The sequence below is a fragment of the Streptomyces sp. NPDC000075 genome (assembly GCF_040301925.1).
Classification (GTDB): Bacteria; Actinomycetota; Actinomycetes; order Streptomycetales; family Streptomycetaceae; genus Streptomyces; species Streptomyces polychromogenes.
Genome location: NZ_JBEPFL010000007.1, coordinates 171,823 through 188,225 on the forward strand (window position 1 = coordinate 171,823; position 16,403 = coordinate 188,225).

Genomic DNA, 16,403 nt, shown 5'->3' on the forward strand with positions numbered 1-16,403 from the left:
GCCCTTATCGGCATCTGCCGATGAAGCCGGACAGCCAAGGAAGCCCATCCCCCGCAAGGGGTAGGGGCCTCGAAAACCGAGGGGACATTCAACAGATGCAAGCGCAGCCTGCTAGGTCTGAGGAGCACAGGCTCGCAGCGCAACTTGTAGCATACGGGGGCAGCCGGACAGGGTCAATGCGCGAAGGCGCACACCGCGGGCGGATCGCCCCATAACCGGCACAATTCATGGGCGGGAACGCCCTGATGAGCGATCCGCACGAATTTTCAGCCGTCCGGGTGCCGTACCGGCCATCCGCAGACTACGACGACGGGCCCCATGAACCAAGAGGACTACGCCCCCGAAGACGCCGCCGAAGACGCCCCCGGTGAGGACGCGTACGAGGACGACGCCGAGGCCACCCGGCGCGAGGCCGGGGAGGCGGAGAGCAGCCGCGCCAGCCGCGGCTGGTGGGACCGCAACGCCGACGAGTACCAGAGCGAGCACGGCGCCTTCCTCGGCGACGACCGCTTCGTCTGGGGGCCCGAGGGCCTGGACGAGGAGGAGGCCGCGCTGCTGGGCCCCGCCTCCTCCCTCAAGGGCAAGGACGTCCTGGAGATCGGCGCCGGCGCCGCCCAGTGCTCCCGCTGGCTCGCCGCCCGGGGCGCCCGCCCGGTGGCCCTGGACCTCTCGCACCGCCAGCTCCAGCACGCCCTGCGCATCGGCGGCGAGGTGCCCCTGGTCGAGGCGGACGCCGGCCGGCTGCCCTTCCGCGACGGCTCCTTCGACCTCGCCTGCTCCGCCTACGGGGCGGTCCCCTTCGTGGCCGACCCGGTGGGCGTCATGCGCGAGGTGCACCGCGTGCTGCGCCCCGGCGGCCGCTGGGTCTTCTCCGTGACCCACCCCATCCGCTGGGCCTTCCCCGACGAGCCCGGCCCCGAGGGGCTGTCCGTGGCCGCCTCCTACTTCGACCGGACCCCGTACGTCGAGCAGGACGAGCAGGGCCGCGCGGTGTACGTCGAGCACCACCGCACCCTCGGCGACCGGGTCCGCGACGTGGTCGCGGGCGGCTTCCGGCTGCTGGACCTGGTGGAACCGGAGTGGCCGCGGTGGAACACCCAGGAGTGGGGCGGCTGGTCCCCGCTGCGCGGCAACCTGATCCCGGGCACGGCGATCTTCGTGTGCGAGAGGGACTGAGCCCTTGACCTCCCCGCTCCGCCGGTCCGCCCTCGACGCCCTCCCCGTACGCGAGGCCGTCCCCGCCCTGCTGGCGGCGCTGGACGGCCACGGCACGGCCGTGCTGTGCGCCCCGCCCGGCACCGGCAAGACCACCCTGGTCCCGCTGGTGCTGGCCGGGCTGGCCGGCGACGGCCCGCGGCGGCGGGTGGTGGTCGCCGAGCCCCGGCGGATCGCGGCCCGCGCGGCGGCCCGGCGGATGGCCTGGCTGCTGGGCGAGGCGGTCGGGGGCTCGGTGGGGTTCACGGTGCGCGGGGAGCGCGTCGTGGGCCGGGACACCCTCGTGGAGGTGGTGACCACCGGGGTGCTGCTGCAGCGGCTGCAGCGCGACCAGGAGCTGGCCGGCGTGGACGTGGTGGTCCTGGACGAGTGCCACGAGCGGCACCTGGACGCCGACACCGTCGCCGCCTTCCTGCTGGACGTGCGCGAGACCCTGCGCCCGGAGCTGCGCCTGGTGGCGGCCTCGGCGACGACGGACGCGGCGGGCTGGTCGCGGCTGCTGGGGGACGCGCCCGTGGTCGAGGCCGCGGGGGTCTCGTACCCGGTGGAGACGGTGTGGGCGCCGCCGGCCCGGCCGGTGCGGCCGCCGCACGGGATGAGGGTGGATCCGGCGCAGCTGGCGCACGTGGCCTCGGTGGTGCGGCGGGCGCTGGCGGAACGTTCCGGCGATGTGCTGTGCTTCCTGCCCGGCGTGGGCGAGATCGCCCGGGTCGCCGGGCAGCTGGGCGGGGTGGACGCGGAGGTGCTCCAGGTCCACGGGCGGGCTCAGTCGTCCGTCCAGGACGCGGCGCTGACGGCGTCGGAGCACCGGCGGGTGATCCTCGCGACGGCGGTCGCGGAGTCGAGCCTGACGGTGCCGGGCGTACGGGTGGTCGTGGACTCGGGGCTGGCCCGCGAGCCGCGCGTGGACCACGCGCGGGGGCTGGGCGCGCTGGCGACCGTACGGGCCTCCCGTGCGGCGGGCCGCCAGCGGGCGGGGCGGGCCGGGCGCGAGGCACCGGGCACCGTGTACCGGTGCTGGGCCGAGGCGGAGGACGGGCGGCTGCCGGCCTTCCCCTCCCCCGAGATCCGGATCGCGGACCTGACGCAGTTCGCGCTCCAGGCCGCCTGCTGGGGCGACCTGGACGCGTCGGGACTCGCGCTGCTGGACGCGCCGCCGGCCGGGGCGATGGCCGCCGCCCGGGAGGTGCTGTCGGCCGTCGGCGCGGTGGACGCGGCCGGCCGGCCGACCGCCCGGGGCCTGCGGATGGCCCGGCTGGGGCTGCACCCCCGGCTGGCGCGGGCGCTGCTGGACGGCACCGAGCTGCTGGGGGCGCGGCGGGCGGCGCAGCTGGTGGCGCTGCTGAGCGAGGAGGCTCCGCGCGAGTACGGCGACGACCTGGCCGCCGCCTGGCGGCGGGCCCGTCGCGGGGGTGACGCGTACGCGTCCCGCTGGGGGGCGGAGGCCGGCCGCCTGCTGCGGGCGCTGGGCCCCGCCGGTGGCGGGGCCGCTGCGCGGGACGATTCCCCCACCCCGCCCCTTCCCGAAACCCGGGGCTCCGCCCCGGACCCCGCGCATCAAACGCCGGTGGGGCCATATGCAGCCCCGCCGGCGTTTGAGGCGCGGGGGTCTGGGGGCGGAGCCCCCAGGGGGTCCGGGGCGCATCCCCGGGGAACGGGCGAAGGGCGGGGCGGGGAGCTGCCCCACGGCGGCGCCCGCGCCGCCGGGAACGACGACCACGCCGCCGGGCTGATCGCGGCGCTGGCGTTCCCCGAGCGGGTGGCACGGGCCAAGGGTTCGGGGGCGTTCCTGATGGCCTCCGGGACCGGGGCCGAGCTCCCCGAGGGGTCCTCGCTGCGGCACGCGCGGTGGTTGGCCGTGGCCGTCGCCGACCGGGCCCCGCACTCGGCATCCGCGCGCGTCCGGCTGGCCGCCGTGCTGGACGAGGACACCGCCCGGGCCGCGGCCGCCCACCTGCGTACCGAGGGCGAGGAGGTGCGCTGGGAGGACGGTGACGTGGTGGCGCGGGCCGTCGAGCGGCTCGGGGCGGTCGAGCTGGTGGCGCGCCCGCTGCGGGAGCCCGGTCCGGCGCTCGTACGGGCCGCCCTGCTGGACGGGCTGCGCGCCGAGGGGCTCGGCCTGCTGCGCTGGTCCCCCGACGCGGTGGCGCTCCGGGCCCGCCTCGGCTTCCTGCACCGTACGCTCGGCGGCGCCTGGCCCGGCGTGGCGGAGGACGCGACGCTGCTGGAGCGGGCGGACGACTGGCTGGAGCCGGAGCTGTCGCGGGCCCGCCGCCGCGCCGACCTGGGCCGCATCGACGCCGGCCAGGCCCTGCGGAGGCTGCTGCCCTGGGCCACCGGCGAGGCGGTCCGGCTGGACGAGCTGGCTCCGGAGCGGATCGAGGTGCCGAGCGGGTCCCGGATCCGGGTGGACTACTCCGCCGAGCAGCCGGTCCTGGCGGTGAAGCTCCAGGAGCTGTTCGGGCTGGCCGAGACGCCGAGGGTGGCGGGGGTCCCCGTACTCGTGCACCTGCTGTCGCCTGCGGGGCGGCCCGCCGCCGTCACGGCGGACCTCGCGTCCTTCTGGCGGGGCGGCTACCGGGCCGTGCGGGCCGAGCTGCGCGGGCGGTACCCGAAGCACCCGTGGCCCGAGGACCCGGCGACGGCCGAGCCCACCCGGCACACGAGCGCCCGGCTCAGGGGCCGCTGACCGGCGCGCCCGGGGCCCGGCGGCCCCGGGCCTCCAGCCAGAGGGCGGCCGCGAGGAGGGCGAGGCCGGCGAGGGCGAGGCCGGCCGGGGCGTAGGTGTGCAGCGCGAGGACCTTCGTACGGTTGGCGGCGACGAGGTCGCGGGTGTACCTGGCGTAGTCCTCGCGCATCGTGACGTGCCCGGCGAAGGCGGTGAGCCGGCCCTCGGGGGCGCTCGCCGCGATGCCGCCGCGCATCTCCTGCTGGATGTCCTGCTCGGCGTTGACGGGGGCGCCGGTCACCGGGTCGACCCAGAAGCGGGCCTTGACCGTGTACCAGAGGGTGGTTCCGGTGGTCTGCTCGATGGTGGCCGGGTCGATGCCCTCGATCGGCATCTTCTTCGGCATGGGGACCTTGGTCCAGGGGACGGTCTGCTCGAAGTAGTAGACGTCCATGCCCCGGTAGGTGCGGGGGCCGACGTAGTGGATCGGCGAGGAGGTCCGGGTCTGGGCGTCGAAGTAGAGGTAGTCGCGCGGCTCGGTGAAGAAGGGCCACTTGAACTCGATGCCCTCGCGCGTGACGGGGTCCCCGTCGACCATCTCGCCGGTGGCGTGCACCGGGTCCTGGGTGTGGGCGTCGAAGACGTAGCGCTCGGGGATCCGGGAGACCATCTTGCCGTCCGGTCCCATGATGTAGGTGAGGGTGTCCCAGACGACGACGTCCTTGCCCGCGTCGGCCTCGATCCGCCGGGACGCCTCGACGTCGCCCTTGAGGGTCTGGACGATGGTCACCTTGTCGACCTTCCTGGGCTGCATCCCGCCGGTGTAGTCGAGGAGGGTGGCGTCCTTGGCCTCCAGGACCACGGCCTGGTACTGGTTCGCCGGGATCTTGGCCAGGCGGGGGTACGCGTACCAGCGCAGCAGCGGTGCGAGGGCTGCGCAGAACACGGCGAAGGCAAGCAGGACGAGGCTCGCTCTGCGTCGCACGGCCGGACCTCCTTACTCCTGTCCGGGCGCGGGGGGCGCGGTGGTGAGCAGGGGCTTGGGCGAGGTCCTGCCTTCGGGCACCCCGAACGCCGTGACGGCGAGGACGAGGGCCAGCGCGGCGGCCAGCCCGACGGCGGCGGCGGCGAGTGCGCGCACGGCGGGGCCTCCCTGGATCTGATGGGTCGTCAGGGAGGCGTACCGTAGCAACGCGGGGACCAGATGAGAACCGTCGGGCGGGCCCGGGCCCTAAGGGGCGGCGGGGGCGGGCTTCGTGGAGGCCGAGGGGCTCGGGGAGGCGCTCGGCTTCGGGGTGGGCGTGGGGGTGGCGCTCGGCTTCGGGGTCGGCGAGGGCTTCGGGGTCTGCGTGGGGCCGGGCGTGGTACTCGGCGTGGGCGTGGGGCTCGGCGTCGAGGTCGGGCTCGGCGTGGGCGTCGGGGTGGGGCTCGGCTTCGGCGTGGGCGTGGGCGTCGGGGTGGGACTCGGCGTCGGGGTGGGACTCGGCGTCGGCGTGGGGCTCGGCGTCGGCGTGGGGCTCGGCTTCGGCGTCGGCGTCGGGGTCGGCTTCGGGGCCGGGGTGCCCGGGGCGGGGAGCGGGGCCGGGCCGGTGCCGTCCGGGACCTCGTGCGCGCCCTGGAGGTAGTACGCGTACCAGGTGCGCACCGTCCGCAGGTACTCCGCCGACCGGTTGTACGAGAGCACGGCCCGGTCCAGTCCGGCGCCCGTCCTCAGGTCGCGGCCGCCCGCGCACAGGTAGCGTCCGGCCGCCAGGGCCGCGTCGTAGACGTTGCCGGGGTCGCGCCGCCCGTCGCCGTTGCCGTCCTGGCCCCAGGCGGCCCAGGTGGAGGGGATGAACTGCATCGGGCCGACGGCCCGGTCGTGGCGGGCGTCGCCGTCGTAGGCCCCGCCGTCGGTGTCGGAGATGTCCGCGAAGCCGTTGCCGTCGAGCACGGGCCCCAGGATCGGCCGCAGGGTGGTCCCGTTCGCGTCGACCCGTCCGCCGTCGGCCTGCCCGGACTCGACCTTGCCGATCGCCGCGAGCAGCTGCCAGCGCAGCCCGCAGCCGGGGTCGTCCGCCCCCACCCGCTGCTCGGCCCGCCGGTACGCGGCGAGCACGCTCGCCGGGATGCCCTGCGCGCCCTCACCCGCAGGCCGGACCACCGCCTCCGCGAGGGACGGCGCCGGTACGGGCTGCCCGCCGGGGGCCGCCTCCCCGTCCGGCAGGAGGGCCGGCGGCGGCACGGGGGCGGCCAGCGGCGGCAGTTCGGTCAGGTAGGAGGAATCCCCGCCGGAGTCCGGCGCGGCGGCGGGCGGCCGCGCGGCCCCCTCCCCGGCGGCCGCGATCCGCTCCGGGCCCGCGAGCGCGGGGCCCTGGGAGGCCGTCATCGCGGCGGCCACCAGCGCCGATACCAGTGCCGCGGCCGCGCCACGGCGCAGGCCGCGGCCGAATATTCGTGCCGACATGAGCGGGACCCCTCCACTGGACGTCCGGACGTCCGCGTGACCCTACGTCAACTCCCTGCACACGGCACGCAGTACGGGCCTGACATTCACCACATCCCCACGTGCCTGCGCGGGTCACGCATAATGTCCCGACATCGGCTACCCCCGGGAGGCTCCGTGCCGTTCACTCTCAGCCACGCGGCCGCCGTACTTCCGGCCATCCGCCGCACGGGCCGGGCGCGGGGGCCACTGGTCGCCTCGGCCCTGGTGCTGGGGTCGTTCGCGCCGGACTCCTTCTTCTTCGCGGACGCGGTCGTCGGCGGCCTCATGGGCTACGGGGACTTCGCGCACTCCCTCCTGGGCGTGGTGACCGTCGACGCCCTGCTGACCGCCGTCCTCGCCGCGTGCTGGATCCTGCTGCGCGAGCCGCTGGTCGCGCTGCTCCCGGCCGGCTCGCGCGGCCGCGTCCACGCCCTGGTGCGCGGTGAGCACTGGCGGGGGCGCCGACTGCCCGCGCTCGCGCTGCGGTTCTACCTCTCGGCCGTCGCCGGCTCGCTCACCCACGTGGTGTGGGACGCCTTCACGCACGGCGGCCGCTGGGGCACGGACGCACTGCCGTGGCTGAACCGGCCCCTCGCCCTCGGCCTGCCCCCGTACACCTTCCTCCAGTACGGCACCTCCGCGATCGCCGCCTGCGCCCTGCTCTGGTTCACGGCGAGCGGGCTGCGCCGGCTGCCGAAGCGGCCCGTGCCGCCCGCGGTGCCGGTGCTCGGCCGCGGGGAGCGGTGGGGCGCCCTGCTCCTGATCGCCGTCTGCACGGCCGTCTGGGTCACCCTGCGGGTGATGCGCTTCCTCACCTTCCACGACCGGATCCACAGCCCCCTCGACATCATCCCCACCGTCTGCTTCGGAGCCGGCGGCGGCCTCACGGTGGGCCTGCTGCTGTACGGGGCCCTGGTGCGGCTGCGCCACCGCCACGACCGCGACCGGCCCCCCGCCCGGACCGGGAAGCACGGACGCCCGTCCCCACCGCGTAGGCGGGGACGGGCGCCGGGCGCGCGGACGGGCCGCCGGGGTCAGTGCGCGGCGGACTCCCAGTCGCCGCCGACGCCCACGGACACGTCCAGCGGGGCCCGCAGCTCCACGGCGGCGCCCATCTCGCGGCGCACCAGCTCCTCGACGCGCTCCCCCTCGCCGGGGGCGATCTCCAGGACGATTTCGTCATGGACCTGGAGCAGCATCCGCGAGGACAGCCCGGCCTCGGCCAGGGCCTTGTCCACGCGGAGCATCGCGACCTTGACGATGTCGGCGGCGGTGCCCTGGATCGGGGCGTTCAGCGCCATCCGCTCGGCGGCCTCGCGGCGCTGGCGGTTGTCGCTGTTGAGGTCGGGCAGGTAGCGGCGGCGCCCGAAGACGGTGGCCGTGTAGCCGGTGGCCCGGGCCTCGTCGACCACGCGCTGGAGGTAGTCGCGGACCCCGCCGAAGCGCTCGAAGAAGGTCTCCATCAGGCCGCGCGCCTCGGCGGGCTCGATGTTCAGCTGCTGGGCGAGACCGAAGGCGGAGAGCCCGTACGCCAGGCCGTAGGACATGGCCTTGATCTTGCGGCGCATCTCGGCGTCGACCTGGGAGCGCTCCACCCCGAACACCTGGGAGGCGACCGTGGTGTGCAGGTCCTCGCCGGAGTTGAACGCCTCGATCAGGCCCTCGTCCTCGGAGAGGTGGGCCATGACCCGCAGTTCGATCTGGCTGTAGTCGGCCGTCATCAGCGACTCGTAGCCCTCGCCGACGACGAAGCCGCGGCGGATGGCCCGGCCCTCGTCCGTGCGCACCGGCACGTTCTGCAGGTTGGGGTCCGTGGAGGACAGGCGGCCCGTGGCGGCGGTGGTCTGGCTGAAGCTGGTGTGCACCCGGCCGTCGGCGGCGATCGACTTGACCAGGCCCTCGACGGTCACGCGGAGCTTGGCCTGCTCCCGGTGGCGCAGCATGATCACCGGCAGTTCGTGGTCGGTCTGCGTGGCCAGCCAGGCCAGCGCGTCCGCGTCCGTCGTGTAGCCGGTCTTCGTCTTCTTCGTCTTCGGCAGGTCCAGCTCGCCGAAGAACACCTCCTGGAGCTGCTTGGGCGAGCCCAGGTTGAACTCGTGCCCGACGGCGGCGTGCGCCTCCTTGACCGCCTGCTGCACGGCGCCCGCGAACTGCTGCTCCATGCCCTCCAGGTGGTCGCGGTCGGCGGCGATACCGGCCCGCTCCAGGCGCGCCAGCAGCTCGGAGGTGGGCAGCTCCATCTCGTGCAGCAGCTCGACGGCGCCGACCTCGGGGAGCTTGGCGGTGAAGGCCTCGCCCAGGTCCAGGACCGCGCGGGCCTGCGCCATCAGGGCGTCCGCCTCGGCGGTGTCGTCCGCGCCGAAGGCCAGCTGCCCGTCGGCGGCCGGCGGCTGGAGCTCACGGCCCAGGTACTCCACCGACAGCACGTCCAGCGCGAAGGAGCGCCGGCCCGGCTTGACCAGGTAGGCGGCGAGCGCGGTGTCCATGACGACGCCCGCCAGGGTCCAGCCGTGCTCCGGGAAGACCCGCATCAGACCCTTGGCGTTGTGCACCGTCTTCGGCGCGGACGGGTCCGCCGCCCAGGCGGCGAAGGCCTTCTCGTCGGCCTCGTCCAGCTCGGACGGGTCGAACCAGGCCGCCGCCCCGCCGGCGGCGGCCAGCGCCACCTCGGAGACGTTGCCCTGGCCCAGCGCCCAGCTGTCCACGGTCGAGACGCCGAGCGGGCCGCCCGCGTGCGCCGCGAGCCAGGGGGCCAGCTCGCCCGCGCCCAGCACCGACCCGTCCAGCTCCACGCCGGCCGCCGGGGCCGGCGCCTCCTCCCGGTCCGCGCCCGGGTCCACGGCCAGCAGCCGCTCGCGCAGCGAGGCGTTGCGGATCTCCAGCACGTCCAGCACGCCCGTGACCGCGGAGCGGTCGTAGGGGGCGCGGGCCAGGTCGGCGGGGGTCTTGGCCAGCTCCACGTCCTTGACCATCTCGGTCAGCACCCGGTTGAGCTTCACGGCCTCCAGGTGGTCGCGGAAGTTCTGCCCGGCCTTGCCCTTGACCTCGTCGGCCCGCTCCACCAGCTCCGCGAACGAACCGAACTGGTTGATCCACTTCGCCGCCGTCTTCTCGCCGACGCCCGGGATGCCCGGCAGGTTGTCGGACGGGTCGCCGCGCAGGGCCGCGAAGTCCGGGTACTGGCGCGGGGTGAGCCCGTACTTCTCCACGACCTTCTCCGGCGTGAACCGGGTCAGCTCGGAGACGCCCTTGGTCGGGTAGAGGACGGTGGTGTGCTCGGAGACCAGCTGGAAGGAGTCCCGGTCGCCGGTGACGATCAGGACGTCGAACCCGAGGGCCTCGGCCTGCGTCGCCAGCGTGGCGATCACGTCGTCGGCCTCGAAACCGTCGACCGCGAACCGCGGCACCTTCATCGCGTCCAGGAGCTCGCCGATCAGCTCGACCTGCCCCTTGAACTCGTCGGGGGTCTTGGAGCGGTTCGCCTTGTACTCGGGGAACTCCGTCGAACGCCAGGTCTTGCGGGACACGTCGAACGCCACCGCGAAGTGCGTGGGCGCCTCGTCACGCAGGGTGTTCGCCAGCATCGACGCGAAGCCGTAGATGGCATTGGTCGGCTGGCCCGTCGCCGTCGTGAAGTTCTCCGCCGGCAGCGCGAAGAACGCCCGGTACGCCAGGGAGTGCCCGTCCATGAGCATCAGGCGGGGGCGGTCCGCTGCGGTCGTCTGCTCGGTCTTCTTCGATGCTGTCTCTGCCACGCCCCCGATCCTAGGCGCCCCCACCGACAAATCCGCCGTCGGCGATGTCGGCGGAGCGTGACAGGATCGGGGCGTACGAGAAAACTGCTCGAAGGGGAGCGACATGGCCACCAAGCCGCCCGCAGGTGATCCGGTACAGGACGCGCCGCACGTGGGGCCCCCTCGGCACGCCGCGGCCGGCCTGCCGGCCATCGGGCACACCCTCAAGATCGCGAACGAGCAGATGGGCCTGGTCCGCACCGCGCGGACCCTCCTCAAGGTCAACCAGAAGGACGGCTTCGACTGCCCCGGCTGCGCCTGGCCCGAGGGCGACAAGCGGCACACCGCCGAGTTCTGCGAGAACGGCGCCAAGGCCGTCGCCGAAGAGGCCACCCTGCGCCGCGTGACCCCCGCCTTCTTCGCGGAGCACCCCCTCTCCGATCTCGCCGGGCGCTCCGGCTACTGGCTCGGCCAGCAGGGCCGCATCACCGAGCCCATGTACCTGCCCGAGGGCGGCGACCGCTACGAGGCCGTCGGCTGGCAGCGCGCCTTCGAGATCATCGCCGAGGAGCTGAACGCCCTCTCCTCCCCCGACGAGGCCGTCTTCTACACCTCCGGGCGCACCAGCAACGAGGCCGCGTTCCTCTTCCAGCTCTTCGCCCGCGAGTTCGGCACCAACAACCTGCCGGACTGCTCCAACATGTGCCACGAGTCCTCCGGCTCGGCGCTCAGCGAGACCATCGGCATCGGCAAGGGCAGCGTCTCCCTCGAAGACCTCCACCAGGCCGAACTGATCATCGTCGCCGGGCAGAACCCGGGCACCAACCACCCCCGCATGCTCTCCGCCCTGGAGAAGGCCAAGAACGCCGGCGCGAAGATCATCTCGGTGAACCCGCTGCCCGAGGCCGGCATGGAGCGGTTCAAGAACCCCCAGACCCCCCTCGGCATGGTCAAGGGCACCCCCCTCAACGACCTGTTCCTCCAGATCCGCATCGGCGGCGACCAGGCCCTCTTCCGCCTCCTCAACAAGCTGGTCATCGAGACGGACGGCGCCCTCGACGAGGACTTCATCCGGGAGCACACCCACGGCTACGAGGAGCTCGCCGAGGCCGCGAAGGAGGCCGACTGGGACGAGACCCTCAAGGCCACCGGCCTGACCCGCCCCGAGATCGAACGCGCCCTCGCGATGATCCTCGCCTCGAAGCGCACCATCGTCTGCTGGGCCATGGGCCTGACCCAGCACAAGCACGCCGTCGCCACCATCCGCGAGGTCGTCAACCTCCTCCTGCTCCGCGGCGACATCGGCCGCCCCGGCGCCGGCGTCTGCCCCGTGCGCGGCCACTCCAACGTCCAGGGCGACCGCACCATGGGCATCTTCGAACGCCCCGCGCCCGCCTTCCTCGACGCCCTCGACCGCGAGTTCTCCATCACCTCGCCCCGCGCCCACGGCTACGACGTGGTCCGCGCCATCGAGGCGCTGCGCGACGGCAAGGCCAAGGTCTTCTTCGCCATGGGCGGCAACTTCGTCGGCGCCACCCCCGACACCGACGTCACCGAGGCCGCGATGCGGGGCGCCTCCCTGACCGTCCACGTCTCCACCAAGCTCAACCGCTCCCACGCGGTGACCGGCCGGCGCGCCCTGATCCTGCCCACGCTCGGCCGCACCGACAAGGACGTCCAGGCGAACGGCAAGCAGTTCGTCACCGTCGAGGACTCCATGGGCATGGTCCACGCCTCCCGCGGCAACCTCGCCCCCGCCTCCCCCCACCTGCTCTCCGAGCCCGCCATCGTCGCCCGCATGGCCCGCGCCGTCCTCGGCACGGCCTCCCGGACCCCCTGGGAGGACTTCGAGCGCGACTACGCCGTCATCCGCGACCGCATCGCCCGCGTCGTCCCCGGCTTCGAGGACTTCAACGCCCGCGTCGCCCGCCCGGGCGGCTTCCAGCTCCCCCACGCCCCCCGCGACGAGCGCCGCTTCCCCACGAAGACCGGCAAGGCCAACTTCACCGCCGCCCCCGTCGAGTACCCCGAGGTCCCGGCCGGCCGGCTGCTCCTGCAGACCCTGCGCAGCCACGACCAGTACAACACCACCATCTACGGCCTCGACGACCGCTACCGCGGCATCACCGGCGGGCGCCGCGTCGTCATGGTCCACCCCGACGACGCCGCCGAGCTCGGCCTCGCCGACGGCTCCTACACCGACCTCGTCAGCGAGTGGAAGGACGGCGTCGAGCGCCGCGCCCCCGGTTTCCGCGTGGTCCACTACCCCACCGCACGCGGCTGCGCCGCCGCCTACTACCCCGAGACCAACGTCCTGGTCCCCCTGGACTCCACCGCCGACACCAGCAACACCCCCGCCAGCAAGTCCGTCGTCGTGCGCTTCGAGCAGGCCTGATAGAACGGCCCCAGATGGTTAACGATCGTTGACGAACGGAGCAGGCCCATGGCCGACGAGCAGCAGCACGCCGTGAAGTTCCCCCAGGAGGTCCTCGACGAGTACGCGGCCCTGGGCATAGACCTGCCCGCCCTGTTCTCCGCGGGCGCCCTCGGCGAGCGCATGGAGATCAAGATCCTGGAGGCCTCCGCCGACCGGGTCGTCGCCACGATGCCCGTCAAGGGCAACACCCAGCCCTACGGCCTGCTGCACGGCGGCGCCTCGGCCGTCCTCGCCGAGACCCTCGGCTCGGTCGGCGCCATGCTGCACGGCGGCAGCAAGAAGATCGCCGTCGGCGTCGACCTGAACTGCACCCACCACCGCGGCGCCCGCGACGGCATCGTCACCGGCACCGCCACCCCCGTCCACCGCGGCCGCTCCACCGCCACGTACGAGATCGTCATCACCGACGACCAGGACCGCCGCGTCTGCACCGCCCGCCTCACCTGCCTCCTGCGCGACACGGAGTCCTGACCTCCGGATCCCACGCGACACGAAGCCTTAACAACCGGTCCGGGACGGGCCGTTGTGCAGCTCTCGGCGCCGGTCTAGCGTTCCCGCATGGGATCCGGACCGGCGCCGCGGCACATCACCGCCGCCCCCGCGGCAACGCCGCCGCACACCCCCCGCCAGGCCCCGCCCCGCCCCGGCGGCACCCCGTGACCGGCGGCGGGATAGGCCCCCTGGAGCCCGGCGAGGGCACCTGGGACGGCGAGGGCACCTGGGACCGGGAGGGCGGGCACCCGGGTCCCCGCAGGCCCGCCCCTCCCCGCTGGACCGAGCGGCCGCGCGCCTTCTACGCCCGCCACCGCCGCGCCGTCCTCACCGTCGCCTCGGTGGCCGTCCTGGCCGCAGCGGCCGTACGGATCCAGGCCACCCGCCACGCACCCCCGGCGCCGGCGCCGCCCGCCGCACCCTCCCAGACGCTCTCCCTCGTCTACGGACAGCCGGTGGAGCCGGCCCTCGACGGCGCCGCCTTCGCGTTCACTGTCCGTGTGCGGACCTCGTCCGGTCCGCCGGTCACGGTGGAGCGGATCGGGCAGCCGTCACCGGCGCTGAGCGTGACGATCCGGCCACTCCTGCCCGCCACGGTCGCGGCGGGGGAAGTCCACGAGCTCCTCGTGGTCATTCAGGCAAAAGACTGCGTGCATGTAGCACGGAATTCCGGACTGCCATTCCTCGAAGTAACCCTGAGTAATGGATTCCAGAAAGAGGATCACAGTTACATCCCCGGTGACCGATATGCCAGGGATCTTTCCGTCGCGCTGACCAGGGCGTGTCCCGAAGATCGAGACACGGGCAGCCCGGCGCCGTCATGAGCAAAAACCCTTAGAGTCATGGCGCGTCAGGACCCAAACCGCCGCATGGTCCTGCGCCGTCTCACCATCCGGACAAGACGAACCAGCCGGAATTCCCCCGTTCCACCCGCCCCCATCCGCTATGTATTACGCCGTGGCATAACAAGAGAGTCACATCATTGGCCTCAGCCCTCCATATCCCCCGAAGAGCCGCCTAGAGTCACGGCCAGTTACCGCGACCGCCGGATTTCCTCAGTTCGGTTCCCCGCGTTCGACTCGACGCGTCCCACGGGGGACGCGGCGCCAGGAAAGGACTGAACGTTGCGTTCTCGTCAGCTCATCGCCGTGACCGCCGCCCTCGCCGCGGGCGCCCTCACTCTCACCGCCTGCGGCTCGCGCAACGACAGCGGAGGCTCCGCCGGCGGTGACGGTGGCACCACCGTCGTCATCGGCGTCGACGCCCCGCTCACCGGCGACCTCTCCGCCCTCGGCCTCGGCATCAAGAACTCCGCCGAGCTCGCCGTCAAGCAGGCCAACGAGAAGAAGTACGTCAAGGGCGTCACCTTCAAGTTCGAGGCCCTCGACGACCAGGCCCAGGCCACCTCCGGCCAGCAGAACGCCACCAAGCTCGTCGCCAACAAGGACGTCCTCGGTGTCGTCGGCCCGCTGAACTCCTCCGTCTCGGAGTCCATGCAGAAGGTCTTCGACGACGCCAAGCTCACCCAGATCTCCCCGGCCAACACCAGCCCCTCCCTGACCCAGGGCCCCAAGTGGGCCGAGGGCCAGAAGGCCCGCACCTACAAGAGCTACTTCCGCACCGCGACCACGGACGCCATCCAGGGCCCCTTCGCCGCGCAGTACCTCTTCAACAAGGCCGGCAAGAAGAAGGTCTTCATCATCGACGACAAGAAGACCTACGGCGCCGGCCTCGCCGGAACCTTCAAGGGCGAGTTCACCAAGCTCGGCGGCCAGGTCGCCGGCGAGGGCCACATCGACCCCGACTCCAAGGACTTCTCCGCCGTCGTCACCCAGGTGAAGTCTTCGGGCGCCGACGTCGTCTACTACGGCGGCGAGTACCCCGCGGCCGGCCCGCTCAGCAAGCAGATCAAGGCCGCCGGCGCCAACATCCCGCTCGTCGGCGGCGACGGCATCAAGGACAAGAAGTACGTCGAGCTCGCCGGCCCCGGCGGCCAGGGCGACCTCTGCACCTCCGTCGGCGCCCCCGTCGAAACCCTGCCGTCCGCCAAGGAGTTCATCGAGAACTACAAGAAGGCCGGCTACAAGGACGACTACTCCGCCTACGGCGGCTACGCCTACGACTCCGCCTGGGCCATCATCGAGGGCGTCAAGAAGGTCGTCGACGCCAACAGCGGCAAGCTCCCGTCCGACGCCCGCGCCAAGGTCCTCGAGGCCGTCCAGGGCGTCTCCTTCGACGGCGTGACCGGCAAGGTCTCCTTCGACGAGTTCGGCGACGCCACCAACAAGCAGCTGACCGTCTACAAGGTCGACGGCGACGACTTCAAGTCCGTCGAGTCCGGCACCCTCGCCGGCTGACCCTCCGCCAGTCCCCTGTAACACCCCTCACTTGCCGCGCGGGGCGCGAACCAAGCGCCCCGCGCGGTGTCACATCCGTCGAAAGACTCGGAGGACCTGCGGTGCACGAACTGCCGCAACAGCTGGTCAACGGCCTGCTACTGGGATCCATGTACGGGCTCGTCGCCATCGGCTACACCATGGTCTACGGCATCGTCCAGCTCATCAACTTCGCGCATGGCGAGATCTTCATGACCGGCGGCTTCGGAGCCCTCACGGTCTGGCTGATGCTCCCCACCGGCACCACCATGTGGATCGCGCTGCCGCTCATGCTCATAGGCGCGGTCATCGTCGCCACCCTCATCGCCGTCGGCGCCGAACGCTTCGCCTACCGACCGCTGCGCAGCGCACCCCGCCTCGCACCGCTCATCACCGCCATCGGCCTCTCCATCGTCCTCCAGCAGGCGGTCTGGGCCTGGTACCCCGACGCGAAGTCCTCCGTCAAGTTCCCCGAGATCCCCGGCGGCCCCTTCCACATCGGCAGCATCACCATCCAGACCGGTGACCTCTTCCTCGTCCTCGCCGCCCCCATCTCCATGGCCTTCCTCGGCTTCTTCGTCAAGAAGACCCGCACCGGCCGCGGCATGCAGGCCACCGCGCAGGACCCGGACACCGCCAAGCTCATGGGCATCAACACCGACCGCATCATCACGATCGCGTTCGCACTCGGCGCCACCTTCGCCGCCGTCGGCGCCGTCGCCTACGGCCTCAAGTACGGCGAAGTCCAGTACCGCATGGGCTTCATCCTCGGCCTCAAGGCCTTCACCGCCGCCGTCCTCGGCGGCATCGGGAACATCTACGGCGCCATGGTCGGCGGCCTGGTCCTCGGCCTCGCCGAGACCCTCACCACCGCCTACATCGCCGACGTCCCCGGCATGCACCAGCTCGGCGGCCAGTCCTGGGGCAACACCTGGGCGTTCGTACTCCTCATCCTCGTGCTCCTCTTCCGGCCGCAGGGCCTCATGGGCGAGCGCGTGGCGGACAGGGCGTGAGA

At 73.2% G+C, this 16,403-nt stretch carries 11 protein-coding genes and 1 pseudogene; 8 read left to right on the forward strand and 4 right to left on the reverse strand.

The annotated features are described in order from the left end of the window. Positions 1-318: 318 nt before the first annotated feature. The gene (locus tag ABT403_RS11465) at positions 319-1,176 is read left to right on the forward strand and encodes a class I SAM-dependent methyltransferase (protein ID WP_344154329.1); all 858 of its coding nucleotides are present in this window, start codon (positions 319-321) and stop codon (positions 1,174-1,176) included. A gap of 4 nt (positions 1,177-1,180) precedes the next feature. Further along, a complete protein-coding gene (locus tag ABT403_RS11470) occupies positions 1,181-3,904 on the forward strand; it encodes an ATP-dependent RNA helicase (protein WP_344154325.1) in 2,724 nt (907 codons plus the stop codon). On the opposite strand, the gene pgfA is transcribed toward ABT403_RS11470, so the two are convergent. The 3 genes from pgfA to ABT403_RS11485 form a co-directional block, all read right to left on the reverse strand. Continuing rightward, the gene (gene pgfA / locus ABT403_RS11475) at positions 3,891-4,868 is read right to left on the reverse strand and encodes a cell envelope lipid trafficking protein PgfA (protein ID WP_344154322.1); all 978 of its coding nucleotides are present in this window, start codon (positions 4,866-4,868) and stop codon (positions 3,891-3,893) included. The genes ABT403_RS11470 and pgfA overlap by 14 nt on opposite strands. 12 nt (positions 4,869-4,880) lie before the next feature. Beyond that, a complete protein-coding gene (locus ABT403_RS11480) occupies positions 4,881-5,024 on the reverse strand; it encodes an SPW_0924 family protein (RefSeq protein ID WP_344154319.1) in 144 nt (47 codons plus the stop codon). 90 nt (positions 5,025-5,114) lie between these two features. Beyond that, on the reverse strand, positions 5,115-6,329 hold the full coding sequence (locus ABT403_RS11485) for a lytic transglycosylase domain-containing protein (protein ID WP_344154316.1): 1,215 nt from the start codon (positions 6,327-6,329) through the stop codon (positions 5,115-5,117). A 123-nt stretch (positions 6,330-6,452) separates the two neighbouring features. On the opposite strand from ABT403_RS11485, the pseudogene ABT403_RS11490 reads away from it, so the two are divergent. Further along, a pseudogene (locus tag ABT403_RS11490) lies at positions 6,453-7,196 on the forward strand (DUF4184 family protein); the annotation flags it as partial. 188 nt (positions 7,197-7,384) lie between these two features. Here the strand turns inward: ABT403_RS11490 and polA are convergent. Continuing rightward, entirely contained in the window at positions 7,385-10,105 is a 2,721-nt protein-coding gene (gene polA / locus ABT403_RS11495; protein ID WP_344154313.1) for a DNA polymerase I, read from the reverse strand. A 103-nt stretch (positions 10,106-10,208) separates the two neighbouring features. Between polA and ABT403_RS11500 the strand changes: the two genes are divergently transcribed. The 5 genes from ABT403_RS11500 to ABT403_RS11520 all read left to right on the forward strand — a co-directional run bounded on the left by ABT403_RS11500 (position 10,209) and on the right by ABT403_RS11520 (position 16,401). Beyond that, positions 10,209-12,479: an FdhF/YdeP family oxidoreductase gene (locus ABT403_RS11500; RefSeq protein WP_344154309.1), complete on the forward strand. Its 2,271-nt coding sequence runs from the start codon at positions 10,209-10,211 to the stop codon at positions 12,477-12,479. 48 nt (positions 12,480-12,527) lie between these two features. Beyond that, positions 12,528-12,992, forward strand: coding sequence for a PaaI family thioesterase (locus tag ABT403_RS11505; RefSeq protein WP_344154306.1), 465 nt, complete (start codon positions 12,528-12,530; stop codon positions 12,990-12,992). 362 nt (positions 12,993-13,354) lie between these two features. Beyond that, a complete protein-coding gene (locus ABT403_RS11510) occupies positions 13,355-13,837 on the forward strand; it encodes an RNA-binding protein (RefSeq protein WP_344154303.1) in 483 nt (160 codons plus the stop codon). A 300-nt stretch (positions 13,838-14,137) separates the two neighbouring features. Continuing rightward, the gene (locus ABT403_RS11515) at positions 14,138-15,370 is read left to right on the forward strand and encodes a branched-chain amino acid ABC transporter substrate-binding protein (protein WP_344154300.1); all 1,233 of its coding nucleotides are present in this window, start codon (positions 14,138-14,140) and stop codon (positions 15,368-15,370) included. Positions 15,371-15,471: 101 nt separating this feature from the next. Then, complete coding sequence (locus ABT403_RS11520) at positions 15,472-16,401, forward strand: branched-chain amino acid ABC transporter permease (RefSeq protein WP_344154297.1); 930 nt, start codon at positions 15,472-15,474, stop codon at positions 16,399-16,401. Positions 16,402-16,403 lie beyond the last annotated feature (2 nt).